The organism is Chryseobacterium pennae (assembly GCF_003385515.1).
GTDB classification, from domain to species: domain Bacteria; phylum Bacteroidota; class Bacteroidia; order Flavobacteriales; family Weeksellaceae; genus Chryseobacterium; species Chryseobacterium pennae.
This window is the reverse complement of the sequence record NZ_QNVT01000026.1, coordinates 1-18,237: the sequence shown is the minus strand read 5'-3', so window position 1 is coordinate 18,237 and position 18,237 is coordinate 1. Positions and strand designations below refer to the sequence as shown.

The window sequence follows — 18,237 nt, the reverse complement described above, 5'->3', positions numbered from 1 at the left end:
TATGTATATTATTTCTTTTGGGAGATAATAAAATCAACCATCTGATGGGTCATTTTATCCAGAGTCTCTTTATCTGTGGTTGAAAAGCTATGAACCCCGTTTTCAATAATAAGTAAAGAAGTCTGTATTTTTTCTCTTTTTAATTTCCTGTGTAGTTTTTTGGCCTGGCTTAAAGGAACCACTTTATCTTTATTTCCCTGTACAATTAAAGTAGGAACACCTTCTGAAGCATAATTAACAGGAGAAACTGTTTTTAAATAATCTATAGCTCTTTGCTGGTCTTTATTCAGATCATAGCCGGAAATTCCTTTTACGAGTCCCTGCTGCAGACTAACAATCTTTTTGGACATCATTTTTATCATAGAAACAGGAATTGTACCCAGCCCGGTATGGAAAAGCTTATTCAGATCTGCGGGACCATAATGATCAATCACATAATTTACTTTTGCAGAATAAGAAGAAAGTTCCTGACTTCCAATAAAAGTATTGTCGGGCGTATAGGCTGCCAACAGTGAAAGATGCGCTCCGGCAGAAGCTCCGAAAAGACCAATATTATTAGTGTCAAAATTATACTTCTCCGCATTTTTTCTAACCCATCTTACGGCATCTTTAGTGTCTTCCAAAGGGAGTGGGAAATGGGTATTGTCGTTAAGAAGTGTGTAATTGATGCTGATAATGGCATATTGCTTTGGGGTGAGTTTTTTTATGGTTGTTTCCACATAATCATCTGCATGAATCACTTTATCACCTTCTATCCAGCCACCACCATGTACATAGATTAATACGGGGATTTTTTCAGCAGAAATATTTTTCGGCATATAAAGATCCAATGCAATGGGATTTCCTTTTTTATTGGTTTTGTATACAATATTTTCGGTAAGCGCTGTGATTTCCGGAAGTAGGATACTTTTTACACGAGGAGTTTTAGGAGGCGGTCCTTGTGAAAAAGATTGTGAAAAAAATGAACTGGAAAAGCTTAAAAATAAAACAAAAAACAGGTTTGTAAAAAACCTGTTGATTGATATGTTGTTTATAGATGATTTCATAAGAACTTTTTTAAGAAGTATGTTATTTTACTAACTCCTCAAAAAGTTTACCAAAAGTAGTATTTAAGTCTTTAGATTTCCCCGGATGAGGTCTTGAAGTTTGTACAACAGCACTTCTTACAGCAGTCAGCCATCGGAAACGTTCAGGAATATCAAACAGAGCAATAGGTCCGCCCTCTTTATCGCCATTAGCTATTTTCTGAAAACTTTCAAGGTTTTGGATGACATCATCATAATCCAGTTTGCTGTGCATCAGCTTGAACTTATCAGGACATAAATAGAATTCTACCCGTATGAATTTTTCCTTTTTAGAAAACATCACCAGTCCGATATTGAAAAACTCTTCTCTTTCAACCTTTGGTACCAAGCGTATTACCGCGTATTCGTATATTTTATCCTCTTGCATTTTTAGCTTCGTTTAAAAAGATTTGAGAATTTTCCAGTCGGGTTTTCATGAACTGAAAATAAATTTCACGGATCTCATCAGGAGTTTCATCGGCATCATTCCAATGTAACCAGTCCTCAGGAATAGCATTGACAATATCCCTGAAAAGTGTTTCATTCAGGACCTCATGTGCAAACTGATCCGCTTCATCCAGCATTTTGGCTTTGGTAAGAAGAACATGGTCTTTCACATATTTGAACGGAGTCTTTGCTGCCGCATCAAAATTCTGCCATGAATGGTGGAAATAGAACGAAGCTCCGTTATCAATGATCCAGAGTTCCTTATGCCACATCAGCATATTTGCGTTCTTATAGGTACGGTCTATATTGGTAATAAATGCATCCAGCCAAACGATCTTTGAGGCCAGAAGCGGGTCAACACTTACTCCGGGATCATAGGTGATAGAGCCGGAGAGATAATGTAAACCGAGATTAAGCCCCTCAGAAAACTTGAGCAGATCCTGTATCTCTTCATCAGCTTCCGTCCTGCCGAAGTCTGCATCAAGATTTACAAAAACCAGCTCAGGAATCTTTAATCCTAAAGCCTCTGTAATCCTTCCTCCTATAAATTCGGAGATGAGCATTTTAACTCCATGACCGGCGCCACGGAATTTTAAGACATATTTAAAATCATCATCAGCTTCTGCCAGAGCAGGAAGTGAACCTCCCTCTCTTAATGGCAGAATGTAACGCATTACAGTTACTGTTCTTAAATTCTGCATGAAGCAAAAATAAGGTTATTTTTTAATAATTTTTTTAGTGAATTCTTTTTCTCCTGTTTTATACTTTAAAAAATAAACTCCGGCAGATAAATGATGGAGCTGTACAGTATATCCTGAATCTGTTGTATTCAGAAGATAAGATACCATTCTTCCGCTGGCATCAGTAAGAGAAAGGATCTCTGCTTTCTTTCTGGTGATAATAGTAATAAAGTTTTGTGTTGGATTAGGATAGATCTGAGCAGGATCTTCTATGTCTGTTTCTTTTGTACTAAGGCTGCCGAGGGTTAATAGTTTGGTTTTGGTACTATTGCCTCCACAGGCATTGGTTGTAAGCTGTACATTGTAATTTCCTTGAGCAGAATATGTGTGCTCAGGATTCTCCAGGGTAGAAGTTTTTCCGTCTCCAAAATCCCATAAATAGGTTGTTGCATTTTTAGATTTGTTGGTAAACTTTACTGTAAAGCCTCCTGTGAATTCATATTTGAATCTGCTGTATACATCATTGGAAGGGATATTCCAGGTATCCATTGAATCATAAACAACATCCTTTACCGTATTTTTGATGAACTGTGCTTCTGCTGCAGTAAGGTTTCCGTTATAAGGAGCAAGGGTAGGGTCTTTTTTAAATATAACTGCATAAAATGTATATGCTGCTGCCATTGAGCCTATATAGCTGGGATGTGATTTGTCCTGATCATAAAGCTCCATTGCCGGATCCAGCTGTCTGATTGTCCGCCAAACTTTACCTACGGGAGACAATAAGGCTTCATTCATTTTTGCCATTTCAATATAATGTTGAGAAATCAAATCATCCATTCCCTCATAAGTACAAACTGAAGGCTGTACATTACAACGGGAATCATCTCCGTTTTTACGTCCCCATGTCATATAGAAAATAACATTGCCACACCCGTTTGTACTTTTAATAAGATCTGAAAGCTGGGCTGCATAAGGATACACTAAGTTTTGCACCTGCTGATCTGTAAAAGAAGGAAGCTGGCTTTGTTCCTGTAATACCACATAGTCCCAATTTCCCTGCATGAGAGTTGTTACTGTAGTACTGTTAACATGCTGTTGAAGAGTTGAACCTCCGGGAGTCTGGCTTTGGTGTTCCAGAATATCCCCTGTAGATTGGGCAATATCTTGGATTAAAGTGGGTAAGTCGTTAAAATAGGTATAACTATTCCCAATAAAGAAGACTTTTTTGCTGGTCTGACTAAAGATGTCAGAAAACGCAATTAAAAATAAAAAGAGTAGAGTTTTTTTCATAAATTTCAATTAAAATTAGTATTCTAAATATAAAGAATATTGAATAAAAGCCAATTATTTTATGAATTTGATTAGTGAAAAGAATATTTATTTAGAAAATAAGGAAACAAAAGGTTTTCTTGCTGATGCTTTTTATAATGACACTCAAAAAAAACTGCCTCTGGTCATTTTTGTGCATGGGTATAAAGGCTATAAAGACTGGGGAGCATGGGATTTAATGGCTGAAATGTTTGCCCAGGCCGGTTTTTTCTTTGTGAAATTTAATTTTTCCCATAACGGAACAACGGTAGATGCCCCTCATGATTTTGCTGATCTTGAGGCTTTTGGAAATAATAATTATACAAAAGAACTGTCTGATTTGGGGGTTGTTATCGACCATTTTATCCAGGACCCGCATGTAGATCATGAAAAAGTAATCCTGATAGGACACAGCAGGGGAGGAGGCATCTCTATTATCAAAACTTTTGAAGACGAAAGGATCAACGGATTGATTACGCTGGCTAGTGTAGATACGCTAGACCGCTTTCCAACAGGTGATTCTTTTGAAAACTGGAAAAAGGAAGGCGTTTATTATGCCCTGAATGGTCGTACAAATCAGGAAATGCCCCATTACTATCAGTTTTATGAAGATTATGAACAGAATATACACCGTTTTGATGTAGAACGGGCTGCGGAAATGGCTAAGGCTTATATGCTGATTATCCATGGAACAGAAGACGAAGCTGTAAATGCAAAGCATGCAGAACATCTTCATATTCTTAATCCGAATTCAGAGCTTTTTCTTATTGAAAACGGAAATCATACCTTTGGAGCAAAAGAACCCTGGACAGATCCCGATTTGCCAAAGGATCTGTATACGGTAACAAAAAAGTGCATTGATTTTTTAAATAAAAACATAAAATAGAGGTCTGATGAAAAGATTGATATTTTTCGGCACAGTTCTTTGTTCTGATTGAAGATGGAAAGATCAATGAGTTTATAGAAAAAGGAAAATTACCGTTTTGGAAGTGTTGAATACAGGAAAGAATCTAAAATAAAACGGCTAAAATTACGTTGTATTATATTAACCACCATACTAAATATTATTATGAAACAAGTTATTACAGGCAGTATTGCATTGCTATTATTGGGAGCTGTTGTTTCCTGTAAAAAAGAAACTCCAATCCAGTCTTCTGTAAGTACAGACACACTGGCTACAGTAATGACAAATGATTCTACTGTGGCTCCAAAGACAGATTCAGTAACTGCTGCAGTCCCTTCTACAGCTGCTACCATTGAAGCAATTACCAAAAATGAAGGAAAGTACCCCCATGATATTAAATTATTTGAAGATAAAAGCTTTGCCGAAAGAGTGAAAAAGCTCGTTGGAAAAGAATATGATGAAATGGTAAAAAACTTCGATGTAGAAGGACCTATCGTATCTGATAACGGGATTTATAAACTTCACGGATGTAAACAACACGATTGCCCGGGATATGCTACCTACATGTATTATGATTCTAAAAATGATAACCTGAACGTTTCCATTGATAAAAATAGTAAAGTAACAGACTTTGCAGAAAAGGGAAAAATCACAGTAACAGATGCTTTAAAATCAAAATAAAAATTAAGGCTATTAACCTATTAAAAATACAAAATAGGCTGTCTCAAAAGTGAGGCAGCCTATTTTATATTGCATTATTTTCTTACTAATTTTAAAAGGCTTCTGAAGTTTTTTATTGTTATCATCTCACTTGTTGGAGTGAGAATGGTAGCCTTTTTATCTTTGTCTAGCAGGCATTCAGAATACGCTGCATTCAGATTATCTGATTAAAATTTTCCAGGCTTCTTCAATTTTACTTTCCAGTAATAATTTTTGAGCATCCTGATGAATATTCTCATCCGAATGATATTCTCCTAAAGGCAATACCTCAACATTAGCAAGCATTCCCAGATCGTTTCCTGTAAATACTTTGCTGTATTTGATATCATCCGGCAAAAGATCAAATCCAATTCCTTTTGTTACCAATGGTTTTGGAACTTCAAAAAGACTGTTTTCATTACTTCTGGAATACCAGTTGCTTCCTAAACGGGCTACCATATCAAGCTTTTGCTGATCCAGATTTCCCGCTTCATTCAGGTATTCTTCTCTGATATGAATTTTCTGAACCTCACAGATGACAAGATTTCCTGCTCCACCTTGGTCTCCTAAAGATTTCACCTCTAAAACTTTACATTCAAAGTTTACAGGACATTCCTCAATCAGTTTGGGTTTCACCAGATCAGCATCTTTCATAGTAAGTCCAGACTTTACAAACTCATTAATTCCTGTTTCATATTCTGTAGAAGCTAAAGATATCTGCTGTACAATCGGGAAATTGACTGTTCCAATCACTACTTCCGGTACTTCCAATACATTTTCAAGAGTATGTTTTGTTGTATTGTCACGCACCCTCCTCGATGGTGAAAAAATCAGAATCGGAGGAACCGTACTGAACATATTGAAAAAACTGAATGGAGATAAATTATTGTTTCCGTCTTTATCCACCGTAGAAGCCAATGCAATAGGACGCGGTGAAACGGCAGTCTGCATAATGGTCTGAAGTTGTACGGAGGTGATTTCAGAAGGGATTACTGTTTTCATGTTTTTGTTTAATAGTTATTTATTTGTAATCCTAAATTGCAATATAATGCTGCTCCATACAAATCCGGGAATAATGTATTATGATTGATATTCATTTTATTTAAAGAGATTAAGCATTTTTCTCTTTGGTCATTTTTGATCTTAATTTTATACATTTTAATTTTCCCGTCCTTATTTAGAGCATATTTTTTTGTAACTAGAGTTTCAATATCATCTTTCGATTTAAAATTGACAAAAAGACCACTTTGATTAATTAATCTGTTATTATAATCTGTTGTAGGTTTAAAAACTTCCAAAGAATCATCATGATTTTCAATAATATTTTTTTGAGAAATAGCATATATTATTCTATATTCACCATCATATTCTTTCTCATAGAAAGCAAAATATGCAGCAACATATGGAGATAGTGTAAAATCTAAAAGTGGAGTATGTAGAAAATTGTGTTGACCAATAGCCCATAATTCATTTTCATCATTTATTACATCTTTATAGTAATTAGTTTTACCTCTTAAGGAGATTTTAAATGCCTCTAACAGTTTGGTTTTTTGTATGATAAATTTGTCCTCAGATAAAGATTTTAGATTCCTATGTAATGTTGGCTCTAATTTCCATTTTTCATCTTTTTGTCCACGATAAACATAATTTTTTCTTGTAATATCTGATATTATAAGATCATGAAAATCATTCCAATCGTCTAATATGAATTCTTTTATACCATTTTTTAAGCTAAGAGGCTTCTTCATATATTTGAAAAATAAAATTTAGAGGGATTTAATATTTAATAATAAAAACAATTAGTTTTAAAGTGTTGGAATAATTTTACCGGTAACTTCACCGAAACCTACTCTCACACCCTCTTTTTCAGCCCATGCCTTTATGGTAACCGTATCATTATCTTCAATGAATTTCCTTTCTTCCCCATTGCTTAATGATAAAGGATTCTGCCCTCTCCAGGTTAATTCCATCATAGAACCGAAAGATTTTGGATCACTTCCTGAGATGGTTCCACTTGCATACATATCACCTACTTCTACATTACAACCGTTTACGGTGTGGTGAGCCAGTTGCTGGGCCATATTCCAGTACATGTGCTTATAGTTGCTTTCACAGATTAAGTTTTCTTCCCCATTTTCAGGTTGGATATACACCTCAAGGTTGATATCATAGTTTTTATCACCTTCAAATTTTAAATATTCTAAAACTTCAGGATCCTGTGTAGGAGAACCAGTTCTGAATGGTTCTAAAGCTTCAAGGGTAACGACCCATGGAGAAATAGATGAACCGAAGTTTTTCGCAAGGAATGGCCCTAGAGGAACATATTCCCATGCCTGGATATCTCTTGCAGACCAGTCATTGAAGATCACCATTCCGAAGATTGCATCTTCAGCATCCTGAGTAGAAATACTTTCTCCCATTTCCGTATTTCTGTTGATGATGAAAGCCATTTCCAGTTCAAAATCCAATTGCTTGCAAGGTCCGAAAACAGGTTTGTCTGCATCAGCAGGTTTCGTCTGACCTTTCGGACGGTTGATTTCCGTTTCGGAAACAACGATTGAGGATGCTCTTCCATGGTAACCTACCGGTAAGTGTTTCCAGTTAGGGAATAATGCATTCGCGGGATCACGAAGCATTTTTCCTACATTGGTAGCATGTTCAATGCTACTGTAGAAATCTGTATAGTTTGGAATGTGAACCGGCATCATCATTTTTACCTTATCAAGGTCATAGAAAGCCTCTTCAATTGTTTTCTGGTCTTTTGATAATGCAGAACCTTCCTGTAATAAAGATTGAATTTTGATACGAACCGCGTTGGTAACTGGTTTACCTAATTCAATAAATTCATTGATGGTGTAGGCTTCAAAAACATTGTCATTTAAGCCTTCAATATCTTCAAAATAGCCAAGGTCGTAAAGGGTAGCAAGATCAATAACCTGATCTCCGATTCTTGTGCAGCATCCGATGTATTCCTTGTTGAATACTGCCACTCCGAAAGGAATATTATGTATAGAAAAATCCGAATTTGAGGAATAGTCTACAAATGATTTCATAAGTTTAGATTTTAGTTAGATTAAAATATCATCCTGAGAAACGTTCCCCAAGATGTTTATTTTGCCTTTTTTGAGTAAGAGGCTTCATCAATCCATCGGTCTCTGGTATTGACATCGATAAGATAGAGGATATTGTCCTGTTGAGTAAGCAATAACGTTTTTGTAACAGGCATCGGGATTTTTTTACCTTCAAGTACATCTGCCCGCAAAGAAACGATGTTCTTTTTTCTGACAATATCGCCGGTAAAGACATTAGAACTGCTTTCACCAGTGGCTTTATCATCAAAAACCTCTACATAGGTTGCACTGTTTCCTTTAATAACAATAAAATCTCTTTCTGTGTGGTCTGCTTCATCTTTAATGAAAACAAACTTTTTGTTGTTGATATCTACCTTTTCAAGATTCTGATTGATACCTCTTCTTGCTTCAAGTCTGTCCAGAATTGCATTCAGTGATCCGTATTGTGCTTTTACGCCTAAGGTTCCAAAGAATAAAATTCCAATTAAAAGTTTTCTCATTATGCTGTGTTTTATAAAAAAGTTTTGTCAGAACCTTGCATCCTGACAAAACTTACTATTTCTGATTGTAAAATTAAAGATTTCCTCTTCTTTCCTGCTCTCTTTCTAATGCTTCGAACAATGCTTTGAAGTTTCCGGCACCAAAACTCTGTGCACCGTGTCTTTCAATGATTTCGAAGAATAGAGTAGGACGGTCTTCTACAGGCTTGGTAAAGATCTGTAATAGATACCCTTCTTCATCATGATCAATAAGTATACCTAAGTCCTGAAGTTTTTTAAGATCTTCATCAATATGGCCAACTCTTTGAGGAACCATGTCGTAATAAGCTTCTGGTGGAGCAGAGAGGAATTCTACACCACGCTTTTTAAGCTCGGTTACAGTATGGATAATGTCTTTTGTTGCTACAGCAATGTGCTGTACTCCTTCACCTTCATAGAAATCAAGATATTCTTCTACCTGAGATTTCTTTTTGCCTTCTGCAGGTTCGTTGATAGGGAATTTTGCATATCCGTTTCCGTTTGACATTACTTTAGACATCAATGCAGAATATTCTGTGTTGATCTGTTTGTCGTCAAAAGAAAGGATGTTCACAAATCCCATTACTTTTTCATACCATTCTACAGTAGGGACCATTCTGTTCCAGTCTACATTTCCTACGCAGTGATCTACATACAGTAAACCAGCTTCTTCAGGTTGGTAGGCACTTTCCCATTTCTCATACCCTGGCATGAAAGCACCATTGTAATTCTTTCTTTCTATAAACATGTGAACAGTTTCTCCGTACGTATAGATACCGGACATTCTTACCTCACCATGCTCATCAGTTAAAGTTACAGGCTCTAAATAAGGCTTACCACCTCTTTTAGTTGTTTCTTCGAATGCTGCATACGCGTCATCTACCCAAAGTGCCAAAATTTTTACTCCGTCACCATGTTTTTTTACGTGTTCGCTGATAGAAGAGTCAGATTTAAGCCCTGTGGTAAGTACCAATCTGATTTTTCCCTGTTGAAGCACATAAGATGCGCGGTCTCTTACTCCTGTTTCAGGACCCGCATATGCTACAGACTGAAAACCAAAAGCGGTTTTGTAATAGTGGGCCGCCTGTTTTGCATTTCCTACATAAAACTCAATGTAATCTGTACCGTTGATCGGTAAGAAATTCTCTGCTTGAGCAATCTTCTCGGCAAATGTAAGTGTTGACATATTTTCTCTTTTACTTTTATTTTATTGGTATGCAAATTACAAAATTCTTGGATATAGCGAAAATATTACCGTTGATTCATTGAATATATTTAACATAAAGTTCAAGAAGTGTTCACTTAAGTATATTTAAGTTTCTTATGTTTGAAATAAGCTGACTACATTTGTAGAACAAAAAACAAGTGAGAAAAAAATATTTCGAACATGAAAGCCGCAGATTATCTCTGCGGCTTTCTTATTATGATACGGTTTCTATCTTTCGGTTGAGCATTCCTGCATCCGGATTGTAATTGTCCCAGATTTTCCAGGTGTTGTCTATTTTTTTGAAAAAATAGATTTGTGTACTGAGTTGGTTCACAAAATGCTCCTCTCCGGTTCCACCTGTTTTAAATAAAAGATTCCAGAATTCCTGGGATTCCAGTATTTTTTTATCCGGTTCATCTGTCACTACATGAATGTCAAAAACTTCATAGTTGGAACGGTTATTTTTTGTTACCAACTGAAAATCTTTGTCACATAGTTCTTTACTGAATTGTGAAACCCTTTCCAGAAATGGAGAATCATTAAATACCAGATCTTTAAAAACTTCGGTATTATGATTGGGAAACTGTTTATAGAATTCAAAGGCTCTCGCACAATAATCATATACCAACCTGGTCAATAATGACAAATCACCTGTTTCCAGCTGGTTTGGTTTCTTATGCCTTACAGAAAGGATATAGTCATTAAGATCTTTGTGCCCCAGAAAAATGCATATTTTATCCAGTGTTTTTAAGAATCTTAAATCACTGTGGGTTTTATCCTGATAGTCATTTTCAAAAAAACGCTGTAGGGTAACATGAGAAATAGTGTTCCCGATCTCAAATTTTTTACCTCCTTTAAGTTCTTCTGCATCAGAAAGTTCATCTTTAATAATTTCGGAAAGAATAATATAATGGCTTCTCTTCCATTCATTCACATTCCCCAAAACTGAATTCCTTACTTTTGAATGCTTTACCACTTCTTCTCTTATCGAATTATATATAGTCTTCAATTTCCTTGTTTTAGAAAGATTTTTATCAAAAACATTGCCAAAATATTAAGGCTTTTTTATGTTTTGCTGGTATAAGTTAAATATATATTTTTAAATTCTAAACAAAAATTAAAGTTAAAAAGTATTAATGTTTGATTATCAGTGTTTAAACCTTTCAAAAGCAGCTCTTTCAAGCATTTCTCTGTCATCAGGGTGGGCAATACTAATGAGCTCCTGCGCTCTCTGACGAAGATTCTTTCCATACAGATAAGCGGTACCGTATTCTGTAACCACATAATGGATATGCCCTCTTGTGGTAACTACACCTGCCCCCTGTTTCAGGAAAGGAACAATCCTTGAAATTCCTTTTTTAGTTCTTGCTGTGATGGCAATAATAGGTTTTCCATCTTCACTTAAAGCAGCCCCACGCATGAAGTCCATTTGCCCGCCAATGCCACTATATTGTAAAGTTCCGATAGAATCGGCACATACCTGTCCGGTAAGGTCAATTTCAATGGCAGAGTTGATAGCTACCAGTTTTTTGTTCTTCATGATATTGATCGGGAAGTTCACTTCACTTACATCTCTGAATGCAAAGACGGTGTTATCATCCACATAATCATAGAGCTTTCTGGTTCCGAAGCAGAAGCTGGTAATGGTTTTATTATCGTTGTAGCCTTTATATTTATTATTGATTACATCATCCTGAATAAGGTCTATCACTCCGTCACTCAGCATTTCGGTATGAATGCCAAGGTCCTTATGGTTATGTAAACATTGTAAAACAGCATCAGGAATAGTCCCGATACCCATTTGAAGGGTAGATTGGTCTTCAATAAGTTCCGCTACATTTTTTCCAACCAGCATTTCTTCAGGGCCTACTTTAGAACTGTAATCTACAGTATGGAGCTCTTCTTCATGCCAAACCAGCTTATGGATTCTGCTGATATGGATCATTCCATCCCCATGAGTTCTTGGCATTCTTGGGTTTACCATTGCCACAATAGTTTTCGCTGTATCTACGGCAGCCCTTGCAATATCTACTGAGGTTCCCAATGTACAGAACCCATGTTTGTCAGGTGGAGAAACAGTGATCAGAGCAACATCCAGCGGAAGGATATTCTTTCTGAATAAGATCGGGATTTCACTTAAAAATACAGGAACAAAGTCACCTCTGTCTGAATTTACAGCATCGCGCACCGGCGTAGATACGAATAGGGAATTGACAAAGAATTTGTCTTTATACTCCGGTTTTGCAATTTCTATATTTCCCTGTTGGGTAATAGAAACCATTTCTACTTTATCCAGTCTGTGAGCCTGTCTTGCCAGTTCATCAATAAGGTAATTGGGAGTACATGCGCTGCCGTGGAAAAACACACGGTTACCGCTTTTTATCGTATATATCGCTTCTTCTGCGCTGATGTAATTATTCATATTTTATCTTTTTATTATAAAATTCCTGACTAATTTCTATTTCATAAAATGCCTAACCTCTCTCTCAAAGATAACCTTTATATCCTTATTTATTTTAAATATTTTCAATGATTTTAGAAGATTTTTATCATATTAATTCATATAATTCTAATAAAAAAGTAAAGGACCAAATGATTAACATCTGATCCTTTTATAGATTTTAGTAAGCTTGTGAAAGTTTCTAATTGGAAACTTCGGCTGCCATGGTTTGCTTCATGCTTCCTGTTTCAGAGAAACGTAAATGCCAGCTGAAAGCTTCTTCCAGTAAGTGAGGAGTATGCCCTCCACGTTCACAGGCTCTGTCAAAATAAGACTGTAATTCTTCCCTGTAATCCGGATGAACACAGTTGTCAATAATTTTCTGAGCTCTTTCTCTGGGTGCAAGGCCTCTTAAATCAGCCAATCCGACATCTGTTACCAAGATATCAACATCATGTTCAGTATGATCTGTATGAGAAACCATTGGAAGGACGTGTGAAATATTATTCCCTTTGGAAGCTGCCTGCGTTACAAAAATACTTAAGTAAGCATTTCTTGCAAAGTCTCCCGAGCCTCCGATTCCGTTCATGATCTTTGTTCCGCCAATATGCGTTGAGTTTACATTTCCGTAGATATCAAATTCAATCGCTGTATTGATTGCGATTACTCCAAGTCTTCTGATTAATCCTGGTGTATTGGAAATATTCTGGGGTCTTAGAACAAACTTGTCTTTATATTTTGAAAGGTTTCCAAGTACGCGCTCATAGCATTCTTTAGAAACGGTAATAGATGATGCAGATGCAAAACTTAATTTACCGGAATCTATCAGATCAAAGGTACTGTCCTGAAGCACTTCAGAAAACATAGTTAAATCGTAGAAATTACTGTCTTTAAAACCTGTAAGTACAGCATTAGCTACTTTTCCGATTCCTGCCTGAAGAGGGAGCAGTCTGTCTGTAAGACGTCCTAGCTGTACTTCATTCTCAAAGAACCCGAGAAGGTGTTTGGCGATGGCTGTTGTTTTCTCGTCAGGTTCTGCAATATCTGCGGGACTGTCTTTAAGATTGGTGAAAACAATGGCTTCAATTTTATTGGGATCAACAGGAATACTTTTTCTTCCGATTTTATTCCATGGAGCTACGATAGGTATAACGTTTCTGTAGGGATAATCTTCAGCCTGATAAATATCGTGGATACCATATACTTCTTCAGGAACTTCCGTATTGATTTCAATGATGATTTTTTTAGCCAGAGCCGCAAAAGTCACTGAATTTCCTACTGAAGTGGTAGGAACAATACTTCCGTCTCTTTCGATATAAGCAGCTTCTATAACGGCTACGTCAATGCTCTGAAGATTTTTGGTGTGAAGAAGTTCGGCACTTTCACTTAAATGCTGATCGATAAAGAGAATTTCACCTTTATTGATTTTGTTTCTTAAAGTAGGATCTACCTGAAAGGGCATTCTTTTTTTTAAGACATTGGCTTCCGCCAGTTTCCCGTCTGTACCGTGTCCCAAGGATGCTCCGGTCATTAAAGTGACTTTAAGATCTTCTGTTTTTCCTCTTTCTGCAAGTGCCGGCAAAATGGCTTTGCTGTCACCTGCTTTGGTAAAGCCGCTGGACCCTATGGTCATACCGTCTTTAATCATTTTTACAGCGTTTTCAGCTGTTGTTACCTTTTCGTGTAGACTTTCTAATCTGATTCTTTCTAACATGTAATATTGATTTTTATTAAACCACCATTACTTAGGATGCGTTATGAAAAATAATGATGGTAATATATGTGAACCATACCTTACAAATTTACAAAAAAAGCTGCTTTAAATAAAGGATTTAAAGCAGCTTTTATATGTATTCAGTAATAGTTTTTTCTTATTTTATGAAAACACTATTACAATTTTATTCCAACCATGAAGTTTTGTAAGACGGATCTTCCACTTTTAAAGCTTCTTCCGTAATTTTTAAGGGACGGAAAGGGTCTACCATTACGGCATATTCTTCCGTGAATTTTTTCCCGATACTTCTTTCCATAGCTCCTGGGTGAGGTCCGTGAACAATTCCTCCCGGGTGAAGAGTGAAATCCATTAAATCGATGTGATTACGGCTCATAAAATCACCTTCTGTGTAGAATAATACCTCATCAGAATCAATATTGGAGTGATTGTAAGGGGCAGGAACAGCAAGCGGGTGGTAGTCATACATTCTTGCACAGAATGAACACACTACAAAGTTATGTGCTTCAAAATTCTGGTGAACCGGTGGCGGTTGGTGAATTCTTCCCGTAATGGGTTCAAAGTTTTTGATATTAAATTTATAAGGGTAGAAATACCCGTCCCAGCCTACAACATCAAAAGGATGTGTTGCATAGATGAAGTCTGTGATCTGGTTTTCTTTCTTTACTTTAATTAAGAATTCTCCTTTTTCATCTTTAGGTTCTTTGAAAACAGGAGCAATAATGTCTCTTTCGCAGAAGGGAGAATGTTCCAAAAGCTGTCCGAATTCATTTCTGTATCTTTTCGGAGTGTAAATAGGAGAGTGGCTTTCCAGTACGAAGAATACTGTATTTTCAGACTGTAATTCCACTTGGTAAATGGTTCCTCTCGGAATAATAAGATAATCGCCGGTTACAAATTCAAGATCTCCTACAAACGTTTTCAAAATCCCGGTGCCTTCATGTACAAATAAAAGTTCGTCGCATTCTGCATTTTTGTATAAATAATCCATCGATTTCCTTGGCTTGGCCAATCCCATTTTCAGGTCATTGTTCATCAAAAGGATCTTACGGCTGTCCATGAAATCATCTTCAGGAGTTACATTCATTCCTTTGAACATTCTTGGCGTAATATTTTTATCCACTGCAATTTTCGGCGTTACATCTTTCGGTTCCCCGATTGATTTGATCTGCGTAGGACGGTGAATATGATACAATAGAGAAGAGATTCCATGAAAACCCTCGGTTCCGAAAAGCTGTTCATAGTAAAATTTATCTTCCGGAGATTTAAAGACTGTATGCCTTTTTTGTGGGATGTTTCCCGATAGATGATATCTCATTTTACTTTGATATGTAGTTTCTCAAATTTAATCATTTTTCATGAATTGGCTCAATCAAATATTTATGAACAAGTTTTGTATTTCAAAAATAATTGTTAGATTTGTCTAACAATTTTAATTTCATGAAGCGAATATTATTTTCTATTACTTTTTTATCCTCTTATTGTTTTGCCCAGGAGACAGACAGTTTAAGTTTAAATCAACATAAAAGCATGGATTCTGTAAAGGTTTCCAAGAAGGAGTTCAAGACAAGTAATATTGATGATGTAGTGGTTACCGGAACCATAAAACCGATGAGCAGATCTAAAAGCCCGGTGGCGGTAGAGATCTACAGTCAGAAATTTTTCCAGAAAAATCCTACTCCAAGTATTTTTGAAGCCATCAGTATGGTAAATGGAGTAAAACCACAACTGAATTGTTCCGTCTGTAACACCGGAGATATTCACATCAATGGTCTTGAAGGGCCATACACAATGATTTTGATTGATGGAATGCCTATTGTAAGCTCTCTTTCCACAGTATATGGATTGAGTGGAATTCCAAACAGTCTGGTGGATAGAATAGAAGTGGTAAAAGGTCCGGCATCTTCTATTTATGGTTCTGAGGCAATGGGGGGAGTGATTAATATTATCACTAAAAATGCTTTAACAGCTCCAAAGCTGAGTATAGATATGATGACCAGCTCTTGGGCTGAGAATAACCTGGATCTTTCCACAAAGTTTAATATTGGAAAGAATGCAGCTTCATTATTAAGTTTAAATTATTTCAGCTTTCAGGAGAAGATAGATCAGAACAAGGATAATTTTACAGATACTACTCTGCAAAGCCGAATTTCAGTGTTTAATAAATGGAATTTTAAAAGAAAGGAAAACAGACAGGCGAGTTTTGCTATGAGATATTTATATGAAGACCGTTTTGGAGGCGAAATGCAGTGGAATAAATCTTTCCGCGGAAGTGATGAAGTGTATGGAGAAAGTATTTATACCAACAGAGCGGAAGTTTTCGGGTTGTATGAATGGCCAATGAAAGAGCATATTGTCACTCAGTTTTCCTATAATTATCACGATCAGAATTCTTTTTACGGAGCTAACCCGTTCAATGCGCTTCAGAAGGTAGCTTTTGTGCAAACCTATTGGGACAGAAGTTTTGGAAAGCATGATATTACAGCAGGGGTAACTTTTAAAAGAACTTTTTACGATGACAATACTCCGGGAACGCTGGCTTCAGATGGCGTAACCAATGCACCGATGAAATCTCCTATCTGGGGTATGTTTGTGCAGGATCAATGGGAGATTAATGATAAGAACACTTTGCTATTAGGCTACCGTTATGATTATGATAAGGTGCATCATTCTGTACATTCTCCAAGATTTGCCTGGAAGTTTTCTCCGAACCCATATCACACACTAAGATTTAATTTTGGAACAGGATTTAGAGTGGTCAACCTTTTTACAGAAGATCATGCAGCATTGACTGGTTCCAGAGAAGTGGTGGTGAAATCAGATCTGAAGCCTGAAAGATCTGTCAACGGAAATGTAAGCTATATCTGGAAAATTCCGGTAGGAACAAGAATGGTGAATCTTGATGCATCTGCGTTCTATACCTATTTCAGTAATAAAATTGTAGGTGATTTTGATTCCGACCCGAATAAAATTATTTATGATAATCTCAACGGATACGGAATTTCCAGAGGAGCTTCATTGAATGTGGATTTCAGTTTTTCATTTCCGTTAAGCGTCAATTTGGGAGTAACATATCTTGACGTTTACCAGAAATATGATGATGCCAATGAAAAAACACAGCAGCTTCACGCTCCAAAGTGGAGTGGAACCTATAATTTAACCTATAAATTTCCTAGTAATCTGACGATAGATTTTACAGGCCAGTTTTATGGGCCAATGAGACTTCCGGTTTTACCGAATGACTTCCGTCCTGAGTATTCACCATTCTATTCTTTAGCGAATATCCAGGTTTCAAAGAGCTTCAAATCCGGATTTGAAGTCTATTGCGGAGTGAAAAATTTATTCAACTTTACTCCTAAAGATCCTTTGATGAGGCCTTTTGACCCGTTTGATAAACATGCTGATGATCCCATCAGCAATCCCAACCATTATACTTTCGATACAGCATACGGCTATGCTCCCATGCAGCGTATCAGAGGATTCCTGGGAGTAAAATATACACTGAAATGAGACCTTTTGCTTTATTTTTAATGTTTGTGCCCTGTCTTTATTTGTCTCAGATGAAGACAGGGACTTTTTCTGAACTGGAGCATCTGCAAAAAGAATCTCCCAAGCCTGTTGTGATCCATCTTTATACAGATTGGTGCTCAGTGTGTAAAATAGAATCTTATCGTTTGAATAAAGATAAAGATCTGGTGGAAATAATGAACGATCACTTTTACCTGATTCATTTTGAGGCTGAAAAGACCAGGGAAAAAATCAGTTTTCAAGGAAAAGAATTTGAATATTTATCCAATGGAAATTCGGGAATTCATGAATTAGCTTTGGCTTTGTCTAAAAATAAAGAACAGCCTGTGTATCCGTTGTGGATTTTTCTGGATAAGAATCAGAATTTAGTATACTACCAGGAGGGATTGCTTACTCCGGAAAAAATGAAACAGAAATTGTTGGAGATTTCTGCTTTGTAATATGTTGGAATACGCTAAGGCGCGAAGTTTTTTCTTTTTTAATATGTTTTTAAGGCGCTAGGATTTTATCTCCGATAAAATTGAATGCTGCTTATTTTAATGCCACGAATGCCTTTAGATTTGCAAAAGGATTTAGAAGTAAATTAGATAATAATTAAATACTGAAGAACCAGAGAAAATAAAGTGAACTAAACGAATG

Annotated in this window: 17 protein-coding genes; 4 read left to right on the top strand and 13 right to left on the bottom strand. The window is 36.4% G+C overall.

Annotated elements, in window-relative coordinates; translation table 11 throughout:
- Positions 1-8 precede the first annotated feature (8 nt).
- Genes DRF65_RS21510 through DRF65_RS21495 form a run of 4 tightly spaced genes read right to left on the bottom strand, consistent with a single transcriptional unit; the run spans position 9 to position 3,481 of the window.
- Positions 9-1,046, bottom strand: a complete 1,038-nt coding sequence (locus DRF65_RS21510; protein ID WP_115972797.1) for an alpha/beta hydrolase — start codon at positions 1,044-1,046, stop codon at positions 9-11.
- A 22-nt stretch (positions 1,047-1,068) separates the two neighbouring features.
- The gene (locus DRF65_RS21505) at positions 1,069-1,452 is read right to left on the bottom strand and encodes a DUF3037 domain-containing protein (protein WP_115972796.1); all 384 of its coding nucleotides are present in this window, start codon (positions 1,450-1,452) and stop codon (positions 1,069-1,071) included.
- Positions 1,439-2,212, bottom strand: coding sequence for a HipA family kinase (locus DRF65_RS21500; RefSeq protein ID WP_115972795.1), 774 nt, complete (start codon positions 2,210-2,212; stop codon positions 1,439-1,441). Before DRF65_RS21500 ends, DRF65_RS21505 begins: the two co-directional genes overlap by 14 nt.
- A 15-nt stretch (positions 2,213-2,227) precedes the next feature.
- On the bottom strand, positions 2,228-3,481 hold the full coding sequence (locus DRF65_RS21495) for a T9SS type A sorting domain-containing protein (protein WP_165852289.1): 1,254 nt from the start codon (positions 3,479-3,481) through the stop codon (positions 2,228-2,230).
- A gap of 61 nt (positions 3,482-3,542) precedes the next feature.
- On the opposite strand from DRF65_RS21495, the gene DRF65_RS21490 reads away from it, so the two are divergent.
- Both DRF65_RS21490 and DRF65_RS21485 read left to right on the top strand, forming a co-directional pair.
- Positions 3,543-4,385, top strand: a complete 843-nt coding sequence (locus DRF65_RS21490) for an alpha/beta hydrolase family protein (protein WP_115972794.1) — start codon at positions 3,543-3,545, stop codon at positions 4,383-4,385.
- Positions 4,386-4,568: 183 nt separating this feature from the next.
- Positions 4,569-5,084 carry a hypothetical protein gene (locus tag DRF65_RS21485; protein WP_115972793.1) on the top strand — a complete coding sequence of 172 codons (516 nt, stop codon included), beginning with the start codon at positions 4,569-4,571 and terminating at the stop codon, positions 5,082-5,084.
- A 198-nt stretch (positions 5,085-5,282) separates the two neighbouring features.
- Here DRF65_RS21485 and DRF65_RS21480 read toward each other — a convergent pair whose 3' ends face one another.
- From DRF65_RS21480 to DRF65_RS21440, 9 genes are all read right to left on the bottom strand, one after another.
- The gene (locus tag DRF65_RS21480) at positions 5,283-6,104 is read right to left on the bottom strand and encodes a flavin reductase family protein (RefSeq protein ID WP_115972792.1); all 822 of its coding nucleotides are present in this window, start codon (positions 6,102-6,104) and stop codon (positions 5,283-5,285) included.
- Between the two features lie 8 nt (positions 6,105-6,112).
- Positions 6,113-6,850 carry an FRG domain-containing protein gene (locus tag DRF65_RS21475; RefSeq protein ID WP_115972791.1) on the bottom strand — a complete coding sequence of 246 codons (738 nt, stop codon included), beginning with the start codon at positions 6,848-6,850 and terminating at the stop codon, positions 6,113-6,115.
- 57 nt (positions 6,851-6,907) lie between these two features.
- Entirely contained in the window at positions 6,908-8,155 is a 1,248-nt protein-coding gene (fahA, locus tag DRF65_RS21470; protein ID WP_115972790.1) for a fumarylacetoacetase, read from the bottom strand.
- Positions 8,156-8,211: 56 nt separating this feature from the next.
- Positions 8,212-8,673 carry a hypothetical protein gene (locus DRF65_RS21465; RefSeq protein WP_115972789.1) on the bottom strand — a complete coding sequence of 154 codons (462 nt, stop codon included), beginning with the start codon at positions 8,671-8,673 and terminating at the stop codon, positions 8,212-8,214.
- A gap of 73 nt (positions 8,674-8,746) precedes the next feature.
- Positions 8,747-9,877 (bottom strand): 4-hydroxyphenylpyruvate dioxygenase, encoded by a 1,131-nt coding sequence (gene hppD / locus DRF65_RS21460; protein WP_115972788.1) that lies wholly within the window; start codon positions 9,875-9,877, stop codon positions 8,747-8,749.
- A gap of 235 nt (positions 9,878-10,112) precedes the next feature.
- Positions 10,113-10,907, bottom strand: coding sequence for a hypothetical protein (locus DRF65_RS21455; protein WP_115972787.1), 795 nt, complete (start codon positions 10,905-10,907; stop codon positions 10,113-10,115).
- Positions 10,908-11,045: 138 nt separating this feature from the next.
- Positions 11,046-12,320 carry an acetyl-CoA hydrolase/transferase family protein gene (locus DRF65_RS21450; RefSeq protein WP_115972786.1) on the bottom strand — a complete coding sequence of 425 codons (1,275 nt, stop codon included), beginning with the start codon at positions 12,318-12,320 and terminating at the stop codon, positions 11,046-11,048.
- Positions 12,321-12,540: 220 nt separating this feature from the next.
- Positions 12,541-14,052, bottom strand: coding sequence for a succinate CoA transferase (locus DRF65_RS21445; protein ID WP_115972785.1), 1,512 nt, complete (start codon positions 14,050-14,052; stop codon positions 12,541-12,543).
- A 184-nt stretch (positions 14,053-14,236) separates the two neighbouring features.
- A complete protein-coding gene (locus tag DRF65_RS21440) occupies positions 14,237-15,388 on the bottom strand; it encodes a homogentisate 1,2-dioxygenase (protein ID WP_115972784.1) in 1,152 nt (383 codons plus the stop codon).
- 122 nt (positions 15,389-15,510) lie between these two features.
- Here DRF65_RS21440 and DRF65_RS21435 point away from each other — a divergent pair, with 122 nt between their 5' ends.
- The gene (locus DRF65_RS21435; protein WP_115972783.1) at positions 15,511-17,580 is read left to right on the top strand and encodes a TonB-dependent receptor plug domain-containing protein; all 2,070 of its coding nucleotides are present in this window, start codon (positions 15,511-15,513) and stop codon (positions 17,578-17,580) included.
- Positions 17,581-17,630: 50 nt separating this feature from the next.
- Positions 17,631-18,038 (top strand): thioredoxin family protein, encoded by a 408-nt coding sequence (locus tag DRF65_RS21430; RefSeq protein ID WP_228407563.1) that lies wholly within the window; start codon positions 17,631-17,633, stop codon positions 18,036-18,038.
- Positions 18,039-18,237: the final 199 nt, after the last annotated feature.

Coding starts and splice junctions, on each gene's coding strand:
- DRF65_RS21510 (WP_115972797.1), bottom strand. CDS start 1,046: ATGAAATCATCTATAAACAACATATCAATCAACAGGTTTTTTACAAAC.
- DRF65_RS21445 (WP_115972785.1), bottom strand. CDS start 14,052: ATGTTAGAAAGAATCAGATTAGAAAGTCTACACGAAAAGGTAACAACA.
- hppD (WP_115972788.1), bottom strand. CDS start 9,877: ATGTCAACACTTACATTTGCCGAGAAGATTGCTCAAGCAGAGAATTTC.
- DRF65_RS21440 (WP_115972784.1), bottom strand. CDS start 15,388: ATGAGATATCATCTATCGGGAAACATCCCACAAAAAAGGCATACAGTC.
- DRF65_RS21480 (WP_115972792.1), bottom strand. CDS start 6,104: ATGAAAACAGTAATCCCTTCTGAAATCACCTCCGTACAACTTCAGACC.
- DRF65_RS21475 (WP_115972791.1), bottom strand. CDS start 6,850: ATGAAGAAGCCTCTTAGCTTAAAAAATGGTATAAAAGAATTCATATTA.
- DRF65_RS21505 (WP_115972796.1), bottom strand. CDS start 1,452: ATGCAAGAGGATAAAATATACGAATACGCGGTAATACGCTTGGTACCA.
- DRF65_RS21450 (WP_115972786.1), bottom strand. CDS start 12,320: ATGAATAATTACATCAGCGCAGAAGAAGCGATATATACGATAAAAAGC.
- DRF65_RS21490 (WP_115972794.1), top strand. CDS start 3,543: ATGAATTTGATTAGTGAAAAGAATATTTATTTAGAAAATAAGGAAACA.
- DRF65_RS21495 (WP_165852289.1), bottom strand. CDS start 3,481: ATGAAAAAAACTCTACTCTTTTTATTTTTAATTGCGTTTTCTGACATC.
- DRF65_RS21500 (WP_115972795.1), bottom strand. CDS start 2,212: ATGCAGAATTTAAGAACAGTAACTGTAATGCGTTACATTCTGCCATTA.
- DRF65_RS21465 (WP_115972789.1), bottom strand. CDS start 8,673: ATGAGAAAACTTTTAATTGGAATTTTATTCTTTGGAACCTTAGGCGTA.
- DRF65_RS21430 (WP_228407563.1), top strand. CDS start 17,631: ATGAAGACAGGGACTTTTTCTGAACTGGAGCATCTGCAAAAAGAATCT.
- fahA (WP_115972790.1), bottom strand. CDS start 8,155: ATGAAATCATTTGTAGACTATTCCTCAAATTCGGATTTTTCTATACAT.
- DRF65_RS21435 (WP_115972783.1), top strand. CDS start 15,511: ATGAAGCGAATATTATTTTCTATTACTTTTTTATCCTCTTATTGTTTT.
- DRF65_RS21485 (WP_115972793.1), top strand. CDS start 4,569: ATGAAACAAGTTATTACAGGCAGTATTGCATTGCTATTATTGGGAGCT.